Below are 17,916 nucleotides of genomic sequence, written 5' to 3'. Positions count from 1 at the left end.
CACGTCCAGCACATGGCGTCATCAAAGCGACTGTTCGAAATATTCAGGATGCCCGATGATCAATTGTCGCGCATCGAATTGGAGCACATCTTTTCGCAATCGCGATAAGATGTGCGATACCGTCTCTCTCGACGTGCCCGACAAGCGCGAAATCTCCACCGTCGTGAACGGACAACGGACACGGACGCCCATCGCTTCCGGTTCCCCGAGGTCTTCAATCAAATAATGAATCGTGTTGAGTACGCAATCGGTCGCACTCGGTGTGATGATGTCTTGGACACGGCGCTCGTGCAAGTCGAGGATCCGGTTCATCTGCCCGACGATATGGAGCAACATCGAGGCGTTCCGCGAGACGAGTTGTTCAAAATGGTCGGTCGGCATGTAAATGACTTCGATATCGGTCAACGCCTCGGCCGAATGTTGATAGTACGGTTCCGTCAGCAAGCCGCGATACGGGAACAGTTGCTTCGGTTTCAAATAGTCCGCATATTGATGGGTCGCCGTCTCGTTGCAGCGTTCGAGTTTCACGTAACCGCTAATCAAGAAATAGACCCGTTCCCGGGGATCTCCCTCCATGAACAAGAGCTGACCTTTCCGATACGTCCGGCAATACACGTGCGGCAACAGCGCCTCGAACTCTCGTGTGGCACATTTGGCGAACACATCAAGCTGTCTCAAATCGTCTATCGTCCATTTTGGTTTCATGTTGAACCCTCCAATCCAACTTGCCTCTCTATTCATTGTAAAGTGCCTATTTATGAAAACGTTTGCAAAATCCGACGATTTTCTGACAGAAAAAAGAGAGGGTCTCCCCCCTCTTGTTCAATCTAACATCAACTCCATCATCGCATCTTGCAGGTCGCGGTCGAGTTCGAGCGCGTGCAAATCGAACAGCCATGCCTCAAGCCTTGTCTTCGCGGCGGCTGATCGGTACAACCGGTCTTTCAAATCGTATGAGATTTCGGCGCGGTCCAAGAACCGATACAACCGGTCGAGACGATGGTCGTTCGCCGTCACGTCGACAGGGAGCTCCACCGTCAGCTCCTCGTCAATCGTACCGAGTTCAAGACGCAACGTCTGTGTCTCCCGCTTATATTCGCCGGATCCCGTCACTCCTCGAAGGAGCAGTGTGACGTTCCGTTCATCCGGCAACACAGAACGGTCACCTGTCACTTGGATATGGAGCTTACGCTCTGTCCAATCGAGCGTGAACGTCGTCTCAGCGTAGGCACCTGTCTCATAGTCGCGGTCCGTCCCATTGTCTTCATAGAGCGTGAACGTGTTCGAGGCACCCGGGAAGACGAGCACTTCCAAATCGGCCGGGTTGTCGGTGTCGTTTCGACCGGAATGATGTGGTGCCATCGGGATGATGGCGCCGGCTTTGGCGAACACCGCCTGATCCTCGAGCCCACGGAACACCCGAACCGATTTGTCCCCGCTGTAGCGATGACCGGTAAAGAAGTCGAACCAGTCACCTTTCGGTAGCCAGACGTTCGTCGCCGCCACGTGGAGCTGTCGATTCATCGGTTCGACAATTGGAGAGACGATGAGTTCACTGCCGAAGTAATACTCGTTCGGTACCTCGTACGCCACGTCTTCATCCGGATGCTCATAGTACATCGGTAAGACGAGTGGCAAGGCGCCCGCATGGTTCCTCCAGTTCATGGTGTAGATGTAAGGAATCAACTGATGACGCAACCGAAGGAACGACTTCATCGACCGCTCGGCCTCGAGTCCGAAGCGCCACGGCTCTTTGCCGTTGAATGTACTTAACGTCGAGTGCAACCGCATGATCGGACTGAAGACGCCGAAGGCGACCCAGCGTGCGGCCAGCTCGTCATCTTTCGAACCGCGATAATGACCGCCGATGTCATGGCTCCACCAGCCATAACCGATATTGGTCGCCGTCGCTGTAAAGTACGGTTGGAACGCCAGCGACGCCCACGAAATCAACGTGTCCCCCGAAAAACCGACCGGATAGCGATGACTGCCCGGCCCGGCGTAACGAGAGAAGATGAGTGGACGATTGCCATCCCGGGCGATGTCGGCCGCGTGATAGTGGTTCAACATCCAGAGCGGATCGAGCCCCTCCATTTTCGACGTCGAGCCTTGTTGCCAATCAATCCACCAAAAATCGACACCGTCTGTTTCATGCGGATGATGCATCTGCTCAAAGTAGGCTTGAATGAAACGTTTATCAGAAAAGTCGAACGGGATGCGGTCGCCGTGAGATGGGTCGAGTCCCATCGCTTCTGCCATCGCTGCGTATTGATCTTCGAACGCCCGTACGCCGTCAGCCGGATGCAAGTTCAACGTGACGAGCAGTCCCTCTTGCTTGAGCCACGTCAAGAAGCTTTTCGGGTCCGGAAAGAGATTCTTATTCCATGAATAACCGGTCCATCCGCTCCCGTACTCTTCCGGGATATCGGTAACGTGCCAGTCCATGTCGATGACACTGACCGAGAACGGGATGTCTTCTGACTTGAAACGGCGCATGAGCTCTTTATATTCCGTCTCATCGTAACGCCAATAGCGGCTCCACCAGTTGCCGAGTGCTTTTCGCGGCAAGAGCGGCGTTGGTCCCGTCAATTGGTAGAAGTCCCGAAGCGCCCGTTTATACTCGTGGCCGTAACCGAAGTAATACAAGTCATGAATGCCTTTGCGTCGCGGTTCGACGAAACGGTCTTCCGTCATGATAAATGAGTTCGAATCATCGATGACGGCGTAGCCTTGCTTCGAGGCGATGCCTTCCTCGAGCTCGGTCGCCCCGTCGACATGGTCGAGCGTCCGGGCTGTCCCTTTCAACGTCCGTTCCGGGCCGTTGAACGTATAGCGGCTATAATACGTACTGAAATTCCCTTTTACGTCGACATAGAGCGTGTTTGGCGCGAACGGTCCTTTTGTGTAATACAAGTGGACGTGTTCCGTGATGATTTGCAGCTCCGTCTCATCTTCGATGACGCGATAGTCCGGTACGTCGAACGACCGGTTAAACACGACTTGGGTCGGCCGGTCCTCGAATACCCCGTCCTCTGCATATTCCATCCGAATCAGTTGGCTCGTCAATACCGTGAAGCGGTAACAGCTCCCTTGAACGATCGCCCGATTCTCTGCCTGCGGTTTCATTTGTTGCGTATAGACGTTCTCCTCTTCAAATAGACGCATAATCTCAAGCGTTCCCGCTCTTCGTCACTTCCCTTCTAGATAGTGCAAACGTTTACACTAACGATGATAACAATGTCTAAATCGACATACAACTTCCCTTCCCCATGTCGGGCCATAAAAAACGACGAGATACCATTTCAGGAAAAAACCGCAGACGCGGACATCTGCGGTTTCGTACTTATTGTTGGAGCGTCGCGGCGAGGCGGACGCGCGTCCCGACTTCGCCTCGGACCGCCGCCAGCGCTTGCTCAAGCGACGTGATGACGGCGACCCGGTCCTGGCCTGATTCGGCGAATTGGATGGCGGCCCGAACTTTCGGCAACATGCTGCCCGGTGCGAACTGGCCTTCGGCGATATACGTCTCGAGTTGTTCTTTCGTCGTCTCCTCGAGCGCCCGTGCCGACGGTGTGCCGAAATCGACGAACACGTGCTCGACAGCCGTCAAAATGAGAAGCATGTCGGCATCGACGAGATCGGAGAGTTTCGCAGCGGCGAAATCTTTATCGATTACCGCCTCGACACCGACGTAGCCTTCTGGTGTATCGATGACGGGAATCCCGCCACCGCCAGAGGCGACGACGATGTGCTCATGGGCGACGAGGTCACGGATGACCGCATGCTCAAGAATCGCGACTGGAAACGGGCTTGGGACGACGCGACGATAACCGCGGCCCGCATCTTCTTTAAAGACGTAACCCGTCGTCCGTTCGATTTGTTGCGCTTCCACCTCGTCATAGAAAGGACCGATTGGTTTCGTTGGGTGACTAAAGGCACTATCGTTCGGGTCGACGACCGACCGTGTGACGATTGGTGCGACCGAACGTTCTAGACCACGTGCTCTCAGTGCTTTCGTGAGGGCGTTCTCAAACCAATAGCCGATCATCCCTTGCGTCATCGCCCCGCAGACGTCGAGTGGCAAAGCCGGTGTCGCCGGACTGTCTGATGCGGCCTGTTGCAACATCAAATTTCCGACTTGCGGCCCGTTCCCATGGGTGATGATGACCTCAATGCCTTCGGCGACAAGCGCGGCCAGTGATTCAGCCGTCGCCTCGACGGCTCGAATTTGAGCCTCGGCCGTCGCATCTTTTCCTTGTTGAATCGCATTTCCACCTAGTGCGATGACTACTCGTTTATTCCGCATATTGGTTTCCCCCGATCAAAAGACTGAGATGTTTCCTGAGACGATGCGCACGACGGCCAAGATGGCGAGTGCGGTCAAGACACCGGCCACAATCCACTCCGTCTTCATCAACGTCTTGATGCCGTTCTCACGCTGCGCCTTGATATAGAGCAACGTCCCTGATGCATACAGTAAGGTCGTCAAGAGCAGATAGTCGATTCCGGCCGCGTAGATGAGCCAAATCCCGTAAATCGAGGCGACGGCTCCGATGATGAGGTCACGCGTCCGGCGTTCGCCGGCATTGTAGCCGATTCCGTTCTTCGCGACTTTGACTTGATAGAAGGCTGAGAAGACGTATGGGATCAAGATGGCGCTCGAGGCGAGCGAGAAGGCGAAATTATACGCCGCATCCGAGAACAGGAACGTGAAGAGGAACAATTGAATCAACCCGTTCGTAAGCCAGAGCGCATTGGCCGGCGCACTGTTCTTATTCTCTTTCGTGAACCATTTTGGGAACACGCCGTCTTTTCCGGCGACGAATGGAATCTCGGCGGCCAGTAACGTCCAGCCGAGCCATGCCCCGAGGACAGAGATGACGAGGCCACCGTTGATGAGCATCGCGCCCCACGGTCCGACCGCTGACTCGAGCAAGTACGCCATCGCCGGTTGCGAGGCGTTCGCCACGTTCTCTGGATTCATGAGGCCGAGCGACATGACCGAGATGAGCAGATAGATGACGAGTGTTCCGAGCAACCCGATCACCGTCGCTTTCCCGACGTCCGAGCGCTTGCGGGCCCGTCCGGGCAAGACGACCGCCCCTTCGACCCCGATGAACACCCATAGTGTGACGAGCATCGTCGAGACGACCCGGTCTCTCACACTACCCCAGGAGAAACCGCCCTGGCCCCAGAAATCGAACATGAAATTGTCGAGGTTGAAGAAGAATAAGGTGATGGTGATGAAAGCAAAAAATTGGCACGAGTTTCGCAATCGTTGTGATGATGTTGATCATGGGTGCTTCATGGATGCCTCGTAAAATGAGCGAATGGACGAGCCACAGCATAATCGAAGCGCCGATGATGGAGGCGATGTTTTGACCGCCTTCGAAGATCGGGAAGAAATAACCGATTGAACTGAACAGGAGTGTCGCATAGGCGACGTTACCGAGCCATGCGGACAACCAGTAGCCCCACGCCGAGTTGAACCCCATGAACTGACCGAAGCCGGCCCGGGCGTAACTGTACACCCCGCCATCGAGGTCTGGACGACGCATCGTCAAATTTTGAAAACTGAGACCGAGTGCGATAATCCCAATCCCGGTGATGACCCACCCGATCAAAATCGCCCCTGCGTTCGCGCCTTGGGCCAAATCGGCCGCCAAGTTGAAGGCGCCACCGCCAATCATCGAACCGACGACGAGTGCCGTCAACGCCCCGAGCCCTAATCGTCGATCCTATTTCTCCGGTTGTACGCCAGCCGTTCCACTTGAGTCATGCGCTATTTTCGTAGACATTGACTCATCCTTTTCGTTTAGTACGAACCGGAGAGGAGACCCCTCCCGTCCGTCAGCGTTCAAGCCATTCGTTCGTATCGGTGAGCGTCGCCGCCATCACGGCTTTAATCGTGTGCATCCGATTCTCTGCCTGATCAAAGACGAAGGAATGACGACTCCGGAACACCTCGTCCGTGACTTCCATCTCGGTCAGACCATATTCGGCATAGATGGCTCGACCGACCTCGGTCTCCAAGTCATGGAAGGCCGGCAGACAATGTAGGAAGATGACGTCCGGATTATTCGTCTTCATGAGCATGTCCATGTTCACTTGGTACGGGTGGAGCAGCTTGATGCGTTCAGCGAACTCGGCCTCTTCGCCCATCGACACCCACACATCGGTGTAAATCACATCGGCATCGGCGACCGCTTCCTCGATACTCTCGGTCAACGTGATCTTCGCCCCTGTCTCGGCCGCGACCGAACGGGCAAAATCGACGACCTCTTCTGACGGCCAGAGCGATTTCGGCGCGCAAATGCGCATATCCATCCCGACTTTGGTCCCACCGATTAAGAGTGTGTTGCCCATATTGTTGCGTCCATCGCCGACATAGACGAAGCGAATGCCAGACAGTTCACCTTTCTGTTCTTTGACGGTCAAGAAGTCGGCCAAGATTTGAGTCGGATGATATAAGTCCGTCAACCCGTTCCATACCGGCACACCGGAATCTTTGGCCAATCCTTCGACCGTCTCATGGGCGAAGCCACGGAACTGAATCCCGTCGAACATGCGGCCGAGTACGATGGCCGTGTCGCGCACCGATTCTTTTTTGCCGAACTGGATATCCGATTTCCCGAGGTATTCCGGATGCATGCCGAGATCGATGGCCGCCACGGTGAACGCACAGCGCGTCCGGGTCGAGGGTTTTTCAAACAACAGCGCCACGTTCTTCCCTTCACAGATTCGATGCGGGACGCCTTGTTGCTTTTGACGCTTGAAGGCGGCCGATAGATCAATCAAATAGTTCAACTCGTCTCCTGAAAAATCGTTCAATGATAGAAAATGACGACCTTTCAAATCAAAGTTGTACGTTGTGGACATGCTCGTTTCCTCCTCGTTAAATGTCTTCGCGGATGATCGGACAGCTCATACAGCGTGGGCCCCCACGGCCGCGCGATAGTTCACTCGACATGATTTCGATGACTTCGACGCCCTCGGAGCGGAGCAACTCGTTCGAGACGTAGTTGCGGTCATATGTGACGACGACCCCTGGGGCGATGGCGAGCGTGTTCGACCCATCGTTCCATTGCTCGCGGGCCGCCGCAATCGGGTCCCCGCCCCCACATGGGATTAAAACGATTTCATCGAGACCGAGTGCGGCTTTCAACACGTTCAACAAATCCGTATGTTGTGTGATGTGAAGTTCGCCTTCAGCGTTCAACGTCAGTTCAAAAATGTTCATCTTGCCTCCTGGCCCTTGGATGAACGGATGAATCGTGAACTTGTCATGGTCGACCATCGTGAAGACCGTATCGAGATGCATGAACGCACGTGACTTCGGAATCTCGATGGCGATGACTTTCTTGAACGTGCCGCCGTTTTTCAACAAGTTGAGCGCGACCCGCTCAATCCCTTGGGCCGTCGTCCGTTCAGAAATCCCGATGGCGACGACTTCTTTCGACAAGACGAGCTCGTCCCCACCCTCCATTGCGAAGCGGTAGTCACGATCCGACCAAATCGGGATGTCGTGTTTCGCGAATCGTGGATGGTAACGCATAATGTATTGCGTGAACAATGATTCACGCCGGCGCGCCGGTTCTTTCATCCGGTTGATCGATAGTCCGTTGCCGATGGCTGCGGCCGGGTCACGCGTGAAGTATAAGTTCGGCATCGGGTCGAGATAGAACGGATACGTGTCCTCAATCATCTCGTGCAAATGACGCCGTTTCTCGGGCTTAATCTCGGATTTTCGAATCCCGGCCATGACGGTTTCAATCAACTTTTCATTGTCATAGGCAAGTAAATATTCTTTCAGCGTTTCGTACGAACCGTTAATATTCGACTTCGACTCTGACAAGATATCGGCGACGAAACGTTCGCGCACCCCTGGCAAGGACAGCGTCTCGGCCATCAAATTTTCTAAATAGAGCACTTCGACGCCGCGATTTTGGAGCACGCTCGCAAAGTAATCATGCTCTTTTTGAATGACCGGAAGATGTGGAATGTCGTCGAAAAGGAGTCGTTCCAAATATTCTGGTGTCAGGTTCTCTAATTCGCGTCCTGGACGTTTCAAGAGGACGGTCTTGAGTTCCCCAATTTCTGAATACACGTGGATCGGATGTTTCAGCGTCGTGTCCCGTGCGGTTTGTTGATCCGTCATCGATATCATCTCGCTTCCTCCTTGTGATTCGGGTGTGTTGCTACCCTTACATTATCAACTTACCCAAATCCGAGAAGGGCAAGTCCGACGGTTGGACTGTGGTGAATTCCACAAAAAGTGCATAGACCATGACATGACATGAATGAACAATCACTTGAGAAACGGTGTGGGCCCTCGAATCGAGGGGATACATTGTATACATGATGTATAGATTGTGAAAAAAATTCATAACGTTTTTTTAATTTTGTTTGAGCCCCCTTGAAGTCGTGACATAATATAGACAAATGATGTGAAAAGGAAGTGAGTCGATGGCAATCGAACGTACAGAACGCGCCCGTCACGAAGCTCAAGTGACAGCGCTCATTCAAAAAGGAGACCCGGTCGATTTCCGCGACGTGTTCCTCACCCTCCACCCTGGTGAACAGGCCGACTTGTTCATCGAACTCGAACGTCCGGCCCGTGAGTTCGTCTACGAGGCGCTATCCCCGGAAGCGTTCACCGACTTGTTTGAAAAGCTTGAGCTCGATGAACAGGAACAGTTCATTCAAGAGATGCCGCGCCCGTTCGCCGTGCGTGTGTTGAACGACATGTTCTCGGATAACGCCGCCGACTTGATGACCGAACTCCCCGACGACTTCATGAACGAACTGTTCGAGTTGATGGACGAGACCGAAGCGACCGAGGTCAAAGACTTGATGCGCTATCCGGACGATACGGCCGGTGCCATCATGACAACCGAGTTCATCGTGTTGAAGGCGGATAAGACCGTCGGCGCGACGCTTGAAGACTTGCGTGAGCTTGGACCGGAAGCCGAGACGATTTACTACTTGTACGTCATCGATGCGAATCGACGGCTCGTCGGTGTCGTCTCACTCCGGGACTTGATCGTCTCTCCGCTCGATGTGCAAATCGCGGATATCATGGGCCGGCGCGTCGTATCGGCCCACGTTCTCGCCGACCAAGAAGATTTGGCCCGGACCGTTCAGAAATATGACTTACTGGCCTTGCCTGTCATCGACAGCGAGGACCATCTGCTCGGGATTATCACGGTTGATGATGTCATGGACGTCATCGAACGCGAGACGACCGAGGATTTTGAAGAACTGTCGGCGACGAAGGGATCGTCCGACATCAACATGGGACCGGTCGAGGCGGCGATGAAGCGAGCGCCGTGGATTATCAGCCTCATGTTTCTCGGGATGATCACCGCGTCGACAATCGGCGGCTTCGAGGACACGCTCGAGACGATCGTTTTGCTCGCCGTCTTCATGCCGCTCGTCATGGGTTCAGCCGGTAACGCTGCGACCCAATCTCTCGTCGTCGCCGTCCGTTCAATCGCGCTCGGGACAATCAATCGGAAGAACGTGTTGAAGATGATTCGCCGTGAGTTCGGGACGGGGCTGTTGCTCGGTCTCGCCTGTATGGCCGTCATCTTCGGCGTCATCACCGTCCTCTATGACAGTGCGTTGATCGGTATGATCGTCGGTCTGTCGATCTTCGCGTCGCTCAGCGTGGCGACCATCGTCGGGACGCTCGTTCCGCTACTCATCAATCGATTGAAACTCGACCCGGCCGTCGCGTCGGGTCCGTTCATCACGACGGTCGTCGACAATCTTGGCTTACTCATTTATTTCACGGTTGCGACTTCGCTGCTCCGCTTTTTTTGACACCTGACTTCTTGGGTGTCTTTTTTTGTTGTGAGGTTTGTTACAGTTCTTTTACAAAAGAGAAAACGGGAAATAATCATACTTCGTGAAGGGTATTTATCAAAAGTACTTATAAATAAGAAGAAGTTGAAGGAGGGATTGTCGTTGACCATTCAACAAGTTATTTACATATTAATTACGGGGGCTCTATTCATGGGGCTTGTCGCTTACGTGTCTTATCGCATGACGAAAGGGAAAGTCGAGAGTGCCGACGACTACTTCTTGGCCGGACGAGGGCTGACCGGCATCTTTATCGCCGGGTCGCTCTTATTGACGAACTTGTCAGCTGAGCAGTTGATCGGCTTGAACGGGCAATCGTTCGCCGGCAACATGTCGGCCATGGCGTGGGAAGTCACTGCCGGAATCGCCGCCATCATCATGGCGCTCTTTTTACTCCCGCGCTTTCTCGGAATCGGGATTTCCACGATCCCTGAATTTTTGAGCCAACGGTATGATGAGGACGTCCGCCGCTTGACCGTCCTGTTATTCTTGTTCGGCTATATGTGCGTCACGATTCCATCGATGCTCTATTCCGGTGGATTGGCCGTCCTGCAACTGTTTGACGTACCGGAGTTGCTCGGAATCAGCTTCGAGCAGTCACTATGGCTCGTCATTTGGTTCATCGGAATCATCGGTGCCGTGTACGCCATTTTCGGCGGACTCCGCGCCGTCGCCGTCTCCGATACGTTGAACGGGATCGGCTTAATCATCATCGGTTTCCTCGTCCCGACGCTCGGCTTCCTCGCGCTCGGTGACGGCAATCTCGTCGACGGGATGAAGACGATTGCGACCGAGAATCCGGAAAAACTGAACGCGATCGGTTCCGAGAACGACTCCGTCCCGTTCTTGTCCATCTTCACAGGGATGATTTTCGCGAACTTGTTTTATTGGGCGCTCAATCAATACGTCATCCAGCGGGCGCTCGGCGCGCGTGACCTTGCCGAAGGACAAAAAGGGGTGCTCTTCACTGGTTATTTGAAGTTGCTCGTCCCGATTTTCATGTTGCTCCCTGGGATTATCGCGTTCCATTTGTACGGCACGAACGTCGATAAGGCGGACCTCGCCTATCCGAGCTTGATTGCCGACTTGTTACCGATGTGGCTCATGGGCTTCTTCCTCGCCGTCTTGCTCGGCGCCGTGTTCAGTTCGTTCAACTCGTTGCTGAACAGTATCGCCACACTGTTCGTGCTCGATATTTATAAACCGAAGTTCAAGCCGGACGCGTCGGACAAAGACTTGATTCGCGTCAGCAAATGGTTCGGGACGTTCGTCGCACTCGTCTCGTTCTTCGTCGCTCCGAACTTGATGTATGCACCGGACGGCCTTTGGGACTTGATTCGTCGGTTCACCGGCTTCTTCAACATCCCGATTCTCGTCATCGTCTTAATCGGGATGCTTGTGAAGCGCGTACCGCCGATTGCCGCGAAACTCGTCATCGGTTTCCACGTCGTCACCTACTACTTCCTCGTCTGGGGAACGAAACAATGGTTCGGTTTCGACCTCGGCATCAATTTCATTCACATTTACGGCATCTTGTTCGTCCTCGAGACGGCCATCATGCTCGTGTTCGCAAAAGTGCGACCGATGCAGCGCATCAAGCCGATTCGCATCGACCTCGGCCGCGTCAAACCATGGCGTCATGCGATTTCAACGTCGATTCTTCTTGTCGCGTCGATGATTTTCGTCTACTTCGTCTTCTCGCCAATCGGCCTCGCCTATGCGGACGGAATCGTCTCGAGCTGGTTCTGGCCGGCGACCATCGCCTTATTCGTTGTGACGGGTGGTCTCGTTTGGGCGTCCTATCGCTATTGGCTTCCGAAATACGAGGCTTACTTGACGAATCTTGGTACGACAGAAGAACAGGATCGACCTGCGATTGGTGAATAAACCGCGTCTCCTCCGTTGATGACGGAGGAGACATTTTTTTTGCGTGGTTAGGGATCGATGGGCCATGTGCTATGCTTGACACACTAGACAATCCTTCGGAGGTGCCCGATGAACAAGCTTTTGGACGACCACTTTGCTGACCTTCCTATCAAACCTGATTTCTCCGGATCGGCACTCGTCATGCGACAAGACGATATCCTATTCGAACGTCAACAAGGCTATGCGAATCGCGCGGAACAAATCGAACATCAAACGTCGACCCGCTTCGGCATCGCCTCGGGTTGCAAGCTGTTCACGGCAATCGCTATCTGCCAGCTCGTCGAACAGGGCAAGGTGGCATTCACATCGACGCTCAGCGAATGCCTCCCCATCGATTTTCCGACGTTCGATCCGTCCGTCACGGTCGAACAGCTACTCACTCATACGTCCGGCATCCCCGACTATTTCGACGAGTCGGTCATGGACGATTTCGAGGACTTGTGGCGGACGCGCCCGATGTATCACATCAGGCAGCTACGTGACTTCCTCCCGATGTTCCAACACGAACCGATGCGACAAGAAAGCGGCGTGTTCCAATACAATAATGCCGGCTATATCCTGCTCGGCCTTATCGTCGAACAAGCGAGCGGATTGACCTTCTCGGACTATATCGAACGATTCGTGTTCAAACCGGCCGGCATGACCGCTTCCGGATATTTCTCCCTCGACGCCCTGCCGGCAAACACGGCGCTCGGGTATATCGACAACGCGGACGGCTCATGGCGGACGAACCACTATTCGATTCCCGTCAAAGGCGGTGCGGATGGCGGCGCGTTCGTGACGGCACGAGATATGGCCAACCTGTGGAGCGCGTTGCTCGGCCACCGTCTCCTTGGTGAAGAGATGACATCACGGCTCTTCACACCTCATATAAAGGTGAACGACAAAGGAACACATTATGGCTACGGTCTGTGGATTCAACTGGAATCGAATCGACACGTATTCAAATATCATGTCATGGGCTACGATCCCGGCGTCAGCTTCCATTCCGCTTATTATCCGGCCACCGAAACCATCTCGGTCGTCTGTTCCAACGAATCGGACGGCGCGTTCGATATGATGAAAGCCATTGAAATGAAAGCAGGTGTGTCTTCATGAACATCCGCCCATACGAAGAACGTGACTTCGAACAGATTCAAGCGTTGAATGAAGCGGAGGGATGGCATCAACTCATCCGCCAAGACGAACTGACACGGAAAGCGTGGCGGCAATCGAATGTCGCCTATGTCGTCGAGTCAGACACGGGACAGGTCGTCGCCTACGTGCGTGGGCTGACCGACACGACCGTGAGCCTGTATGTGTGCGAACTGCTCATTGCGGCCTCACACCGTCGCCTCGGAATTGGCGAACGGTTGCTGTCGCACGTCCATGCGCTCTACCCTGAGACACGGCTCGAAATGCTCGCGAGCGCTTCCTCGCACACGTATTACGAGAAATTGAATTTCCGCCCGTTTTACGGGTTCCGCAAGACGATTCACGAATAGGAGGAATCTTGATGAAACTAGCCATCGTGACCGGTGCGTCACGCGGTCTCGGCCGTGCCATCGCCGAAGAACTATTGAACCGGAATTATGAGGTCGTCAACTTCTCACGGACGCAGGCGACCGATGCCACGTTCCGCCACGTCGAGGTCGACTTATCGGATCCGACAAGTACGCTCCACGCGCTCGAGCACGTGAAGCCGCTCCTCGAGACGGCGACATCCTTGCTCGTCGTCCAAAATGCAGCCTTGATTGAACCGATTCACCGGGCCGGCCAACTGGATGCCGCGCAACTCATCGCCCACGTCCAAGCCAACCTGCTCGCTCCGATGCTCTTGACGAACGCAGTGCTCGCGTACGACCTGCCCGTCTCGCTCATCCATGTGACCTCCGGGGCCGCCAAACGCCCCATCTCGGGCTGGAGTGCCTATTGCGCGACGAAAGCCGGGCTCGACCATTTCACGGAGACGGTCGCCCTAGAATTGACCGGTACGAATGACAAGGTCGCCTTGTTCAATCCGGGCGTGATGGATACCGCGATGCAGGCAAGCATCCGGGCCTCGTCAGAAGACGCGTTCCGCGACGTGGAACAGTTTCGTTCCTACGTGACAGAAGGGCGGTTGCGCACCCCGGAGACGGTCGCCCGCATCTTCGCGGAACACTTGTTAGACACGCCATTTGAGAATGGCAAGACGTATTCCGTATATGACCTCGCTTGATTTTTGACCTGGTATAAAATTCAGTCACCCTTTTCTCGTTGGACCGCCTACACTAAAGGCAGACGAAATAAGAAAGGGTGACTTGGTCATGAAGACGATTGCAGGAGGATTATTATTTTTTGGATTGTTCAGCCTGGCGCTGTCGTTCACGATGATTGGAGATACCGCCATCGTCGGTGCGTTAGTGAGTGGTGTCGCCGTCCTGTGCGGGGTCGGGCTTTGGTTCGGGGCGACGGAACTGACACGCATCCGCGCCTCATTCCTCGACCACAAAAAAACGTCTTTCCCTGAATGAGGGAAAGACGTTTTTGGATTCATTGATTGTCTTCGTCTTCGTAATCATCGTCCTCGTATTCTTCGAAATCATACTCTTCGAAGTCTGCTTCGTCGATGAAGATGTCGCGGTCATTGACGACGTGAATCGGACCGTTGGCCACGTCGATTCGAATCGTCCATGCCCATGGAATGCGCAATCGGCTATACACGCCTGTCCAGAATTCCATCGATTCTTGCTCAAATAGTTCGAACTCTGCCAGCAACTCTTTAAAAGTGATCCCTGACAACTGGAAGTTTGAGTCTTGGATTCGCTCAAGCGCATTATGCGTCGCCTCAAGCTCCGCCGCACGGACCATCTCTTCAGCCGTAGCCATCTCAAGAATGGTGCCATCCGGTGGCAGAATGTCGTATACGTTGAACAATTCGCCTTCTTCTACTTCTTCATCAAACTCATAGTCGTCGTGCCGCATGCTTCATTCCTCCTCACTCTAGTTGAATCTCTTTCATTGTACCATTTCACTCCCTGTTAGAACGAAACATTCGTGTATATATTTTGGCAGGTGGGGAATGATAACAAAGGAATAGAATACGTATCCGCGAAAGGGGCCAATTGACTATGAACGACTCATTTCAAGCACTCGTCCTCGACAAGACAGACGACCGTCTCCATTCCACGGTGACCGACGTCAAACTCGACGCCCTGCCGAGAGAAGAAGATGGCAACGTCCTCGTCGAGGTCCATTATTCGGCGCTCAACTACAAAGATGCCCTCGGGCTGACGGGGTCCGGCAAAATCGTCAGTCACTATCCGTTCATCCCCGGTTGCGAGTTCGTCGGGAAGGTCGTTGAATCCGACCATCTCGATTTCAAAGCCGGCGACGAGGTCATCGCGACCGGTTTCGGCATCGGCGAACGACATTTCGGTGGCTTCAGCCGTTACGCCCAAGTCCCGGGCAACTGGCTTATCAAATTACCGAAAGGCATGGCGATGCGCGATGCGATGACGATCGGCACGCCGGGACTTACCGCCATGTTCGCTGTCGAGGCGCTCGAACACGAAGGTGTGCATCCCGGTCAAGAAGTGCTCGTGACCGGTGCCTCCGGCGGGGTCGGCAGTTTTGCCATCGCCTTGCTCCACAAGCTTGGCTATCATGTGATCGCCTCGACCGGTAAACAAGACCCGGCGTATTTGCGCGATCTCGGTGTCGAGAACGTGATGGCCCGAAGTGAACTCGAAGGACCGGCCCGACCGCTGGATGAACAGCGGTTCGATGCCGCCATCGACTCGGTCGGAGGCGAGACGCTCGGTAATATCCTCAGCCGAACACGCTATGAAGGGACGGTCGTCGCATGCGGACTCGCCGGTGGCCATGAACTCCATACGACGGTCTATCCGTTCATCCTACGAGGCGTCCGGCTCATCGGTATCGATTCGGTCATGCAGCCGATCGCCCGTCGCGCGAAAGCGTGGGAGCGGCTCCACGAGCTCGTCGATACCCGCGTACTGAACCATATGGTCCATGAGATTCCGCTCCATGACGTCCCTCGCCACGCCGAGGCGATGATGCGCAGTGAACTGAGCGGCCGGACCGTCGTCCGCATCCACGACTAATACAAACAGGGCTGAATCCTTCGATTCAGCCCTGTCTCTGTATTCTCCATGGTGGTGGACTTATAACGTGAAGCCGGCTGGTGCGTCTTTGACGACGACAATCACCTTGCCTTGGTCTAATTTCTTCTCAAGTTGATCCGCTTCGGTCGATGAGAAACCGAGCTGTTCGAACTGCGCTCGGAGCTCGTCTCCTTTTTTACGGAACAAGTTTTTCGCGGCCGTCCCCAGGCCGACGTCTGATGCCGTTACCGTATTCGCGTCGGCGTTATCGGCCACACGGTCGGTCCGGTCATCATCGTGGGTGATGACATAAATGTGCTTGTCCTCAATCCCTTTCGCTTTCATCGATTGAATGGCGGTCACGACTTCTTCATCATTTGTAAACTCTTTGTACAAAACTGACATGACTGTTCTCCTCCTTCGATAGCGTTACATTAAGAGTTATTACCTTCTTCTTCAAATTTTACACATTAAAAAACGATGACAACTGTCATCGTTTCGTTAAACGGCCGGTTCTTGGCCCTTCAATTTTTTTAATTCATCGAGCAAGATGTCCGATTCGTTGAACGGAATCGACTCTCGACCGACGCGTTCGACGTGGTCATGCCCTTTTCCGACGACGACGATCCGTTTGCCGACGAGCGCTTGTTGGGCTGCGTGGCGCAAGGCGTCCCGTCGTTCCTCGAACGTCACATAGTGCGTGTCTGCGTCGATCCCTTCAAGTAGCCCGTCGATGATTTGTTTCGGGTCTTCCGTGCGCACGTCGTGGACCGTCACGATCAAATCGTTCGAATAACGACTCGCGATGCGACCCATCTCGGCCCGTTTGGTCGGGTCACGGTCGCCCGCCGCACTCAAGACGACAACGAGTTCGCGCTCCCCTTGCTGAAGCGTCGACAGACACTTCTCGAGACCATCCGGCGTATGGGCATAATCGAGATAAATCTCGGCGTCTTCCGTATTAAGTCGTTCGAGCCGCCCTTTCGGAAGCGTAAGTCCCGGCACGTTGGCGATGATGGAACGCAGCATCAGTTCCGATGTCGAGACGAGACCGATGGCCGCCGCCAAGTTGGCGGCATTGAAGGCGCCCATGAAGCGGACCGGGGCCTCAATCGTCAAGGCATTCATTTTGATGACTACTGTCTGATCATGCCAGATGACTTGAATATCAGCCGGCACGTCCGCATGCGTGCTGTACATGATGCGCCGACGCGTCGGGGCGAACGCGGCCATCGTCTTGCTGGCCGGGTCTTCGGCGTTCAACACGATGGCGTCACCGTCCGTCGTCTCGACTTGTTCGAACAATCGAGCTTTGGCCCGGGCATACTCATCCATCGAGCGATGGTAATCCAAATGGTCGTGCGTCAAGTTCGTGAACGCCGCCGCGTGAAAACGGACTCCCTCGACGCGTCCTTCCATCATCGCGTGCGAGGAGACCTCGACGACACAATCGGTCACGCCGGCATCGGCCATCTCGGCCAGCAAGCGATGCAAGACGACGGCTTCAGGCGTCGTATTGGGTGTGCTCAATGTTTGATCTTTATAACGTGCTCCAATCGTGCTGACAATTCCGACCGGTCGGCCGGACAGACGAAATAAATCATATGTCAATGTCGCGGTCGTCGTCTTCCCGTTCGTACCGGTGACACCGTAAATGCGCATCCGATGTGAGGGATGGTCATAAAAGGCACTGGCCACCACGCCGGCTGTCCGCTTCGTATCCGCGACGACAAGGTTCGGCACCTCAAGGTCAAGCGGGTATTCCGAGATGACAGCAACCGCTCCTTTGGAGACGGCGTCCTCAGCGAATTCATGTCCGTCCACCGTATAGCCGCGGATGCAGATAAATAAATTCCCTGGACTGACCTTTCTGGAATCTGTCTCAATTCCGGTCACCCATGGATCGCGTTCGATGTCATCCATCTCATTTCCTAGAATGGCGGATAAACGTTTCGTCCTCATGCTGTGTACTTCCTTTCTCATGGGTGTCGCTAGGTTCGCAAACCTTATCGTCATGGTACTAGATATTAGGCTGTAA

Annotated in this window: 15 protein-coding genes and 1 pseudogene; 7 read left to right on the top strand and 9 right to left on the bottom strand. The window is 54.3% G+C overall.

The window, feature by feature from the left end; translation table 11 throughout:
• Nucleotides 1-21: 21 nt before the first annotated feature.
• The 6 genes and pseudogenes from KNP83_RS00650 to arcA form a co-directional block, all read right to left on the bottom strand.
• Nucleotides 22-705 (bottom strand): Crp/Fnr family transcriptional regulator, encoded by a 684-nt coding sequence (locus tag KNP83_RS00650; RefSeq protein ID WP_214759179.1) that lies wholly within the window; start codon nt 703-705, stop codon nt 22-24.
• Between the two features lie 117 nt (nt 706-822).
• Entirely contained in the window at nt 823-3,165 is a 2,343-nt protein-coding gene (locus KNP83_RS00645; RefSeq protein ID WP_214759171.1) for a glycoside hydrolase family 31 protein, read from the bottom strand.
• 178 nt (nt 3,166-3,343) lie between these two features.
• Nucleotides 3,344-4,306, bottom strand: a complete 963-nt coding sequence (gene arcC / locus KNP83_RS00640) for a carbamate kinase (protein WP_214759164.1) — start codon at nt 4,304-4,306, stop codon at nt 3,344-3,346.
• A 15-nt stretch (nt 4,307-4,321) separates the two neighbouring features.
• A pseudogene (arcD, locus tag KNP83_RS00635) lies at nt 4,322-5,690 on the bottom strand (arginine-ornithine antiporter).
• Between the two features lie 160 nt (nt 5,691-5,850).
• Nucleotides 5,851-6,879, bottom strand: coding sequence for an ornithine carbamoyltransferase (argF, locus tag KNP83_RS00630; protein WP_214759155.1), 1,029 nt, complete (start codon nt 6,877-6,879; stop codon nt 5,851-5,853).
• A 16-nt stretch (nt 6,880-6,895) separates the two neighbouring features.
• Entirely contained in the window at nt 6,896-8,125 is a 1,230-nt protein-coding gene (arcA, locus tag KNP83_RS00625) for an arginine deiminase (protein ID WP_214761584.1), read from the bottom strand.
• Between the two features lie 341 nt (nt 8,126-8,466).
• Here arcA and mgtE point away from each other — a divergent pair, with 341 nt between their 5' ends.
• From mgtE to KNP83_RS00595, 6 genes are all read left to right on the top strand, one after another.
• Nucleotides 8,467-9,825, top strand: a complete 1,359-nt coding sequence (gene mgtE, locus KNP83_RS00620) for a magnesium transporter (protein WP_214759153.1) — start codon at nt 8,467-8,469, stop codon at nt 9,823-9,825.
• A gap of 144 nt (nt 9,826-9,969) precedes the next feature.
• Nucleotides 9,970-11,751 carry a solute:sodium symporter family transporter gene (locus tag KNP83_RS00615; protein WP_214759151.1) on the top strand — a complete coding sequence of 594 codons (1,782 nt, stop codon included), beginning with the start codon at nt 9,970-9,972 and terminating at the stop codon, nt 11,749-11,751.
• A gap of 108 nt (nt 11,752-11,859) precedes the next feature.
• The gene (locus KNP83_RS00610) at nt 11,860-12,888 is read left to right on the top strand and encodes a serine hydrolase domain-containing protein (protein ID WP_214759150.1); all 1,029 of its coding nucleotides are present in this window, start codon (nt 11,860-11,862) and stop codon (nt 12,886-12,888) included.
• Complete coding sequence (locus KNP83_RS00605) at nt 12,885-13,274, top strand: GNAT family N-acetyltransferase (RefSeq protein WP_214759143.1); 390 nt, start codon at nt 12,885-12,887, stop codon at nt 13,272-13,274. Before KNP83_RS00610 ends, KNP83_RS00605 begins: the two co-directional genes overlap by 4 nt.
• An 11-nt stretch (nt 13,275-13,285) precedes the next feature.
• Nucleotides 13,286-13,990: an SDR family NAD(P)-dependent oxidoreductase gene (locus KNP83_RS00600; protein WP_214759141.1), complete on the top strand. Its 705-nt coding sequence runs from the start codon at nt 13,286-13,288 to the stop codon at nt 13,988-13,990.
• An 88-nt stretch (nt 13,991-14,078) separates the two neighbouring features.
• The gene (locus KNP83_RS00595; protein ID WP_214759133.1) at nt 14,079-14,285 is read left to right on the top strand and encodes a hypothetical protein; all 207 of its coding nucleotides are present in this window, start codon (nt 14,079-14,081) and stop codon (nt 14,283-14,285) included.
• 19 nt (nt 14,286-14,304) lie between these two features.
• On the opposite strand, the gene KNP83_RS00590 is transcribed toward KNP83_RS00595, so the two are convergent.
• The gene (locus KNP83_RS00590) at nt 14,305-14,736 is read right to left on the bottom strand and encodes a hypothetical protein (protein WP_214759131.1); all 432 of its coding nucleotides are present in this window, start codon (nt 14,734-14,736) and stop codon (nt 14,305-14,307) included.
• Nucleotides 14,737-14,882: 146 nt separating this feature from the next.
• Between KNP83_RS00590 and KNP83_RS00585 the strand changes: the two genes are divergently transcribed.
• A complete protein-coding gene (locus tag KNP83_RS00585; RefSeq protein WP_214759129.1) occupies nt 14,883-15,878 on the top strand; it encodes an MDR family oxidoreductase in 996 nt (331 codons plus the stop codon).
• A 60-nt stretch (nt 15,879-15,938) separates the two neighbouring features.
• Here KNP83_RS00585 and KNP83_RS00580 read toward each other — a convergent pair whose 3' ends face one another.
• Both KNP83_RS00580 and KNP83_RS00575 read right to left on the bottom strand, forming a co-directional pair.
• Nucleotides 15,939-16,283: a YflT domain-containing protein gene (locus KNP83_RS00580; protein ID WP_021065964.1), complete on the bottom strand. Its 345-nt coding sequence runs from the start codon at nt 16,281-16,283 to the stop codon at nt 15,939-15,941.
• A gap of 96 nt (nt 16,284-16,379) precedes the next feature.
• Nucleotides 16,380-17,840, bottom strand: a complete 1,461-nt coding sequence (locus KNP83_RS00575; protein ID WP_214759127.1) for a UDP-N-acetylmuramoyl-L-alanyl-D-glutamate--2,6-diaminopimelate ligase — start codon at nt 17,838-17,840, stop codon at nt 16,380-16,382.
• Nucleotides 17,841-17,916: the final 76 nt, after the last annotated feature.

This window comes from Exiguobacterium sp. s146 (assembly GCF_018618415.1).
GTDB lineage: Bacteria > Bacillota > Bacilli > Exiguobacteriales > Exiguobacteriaceae > Exiguobacterium.
Note: the sequence above shows the minus strand (reverse complement) of the source record. Positions and strands in the feature narration are given on the sequence as shown.

Coding starts and splice junctions, on each gene's coding strand:
- arcC (WP_214759164.1), bottom strand. CDS start 4,306: ATGCGGAATAAACGAGTAGTCATCGCACTAGGTGGAAATGCGATTCAA.
- KNP83_RS00590 (WP_214759131.1), bottom strand. CDS start 14,736: ATGCGGCACGACGACTATGAGTTTGATGAAGAAGTAGAAGAAGGCGAA.
- KNP83_RS00650 (WP_214759179.1), bottom strand. CDS start 705: ATGAAACCAAAATGGACGATAGACGATTTGAGACAGCTTGATGTGTTC.
- mgtE (WP_214759153.1), top strand. CDS start 8,467: ATGGCAATCGAACGTACAGAACGCGCCCGTCACGAAGCTCAAGTGACA.
- KNP83_RS00600 (WP_214759141.1), top strand. CDS start 13,286: ATGAAACTAGCCATCGTGACCGGTGCGTCACGCGGTCTCGGCCGTGCC.
- argF (WP_214759155.1), bottom strand. CDS start 6,879: ATGTCCACAACGTACAACTTTGATTTGAAAGGTCGTCATTTTCTATCA.
- KNP83_RS00580 (WP_021065964.1), bottom strand. CDS start 16,283: ATGTCAGTTTTGTACAAAGAGTTTACAAATGATGAAGAAGTCGTGACC.
- KNP83_RS00575 (WP_214759127.1), bottom strand. CDS start 17,840: ATGAGGACGAAACGTTTATCCGCCATTCTAGGAAATGAGATGGATGAC.
- KNP83_RS00610 (WP_214759150.1), top strand. CDS start 11,860: ATGAACAAGCTTTTGGACGACCACTTTGCTGACCTTCCTATCAAACCT.
- KNP83_RS00585 (WP_214759129.1), top strand. CDS start 14,883: ATGAACGACTCATTTCAAGCACTCGTCCTCGACAAGACAGACGACCGT.
- KNP83_RS00595 (WP_214759133.1), top strand. CDS start 14,079: ATGAAGACGATTGCAGGAGGATTATTATTTTTTGGATTGTTCAGCCTG.
- KNP83_RS00645 (WP_214759171.1), bottom strand. CDS start 3,165: ATGCGTCTATTTGAAGAGGAGAACGTCTATACGCAACAAATGAAACCG.
- KNP83_RS00605 (WP_214759143.1), top strand. CDS start 12,885: ATGAACATCCGCCCATACGAAGAACGTGACTTCGAACAGATTCAAGCG.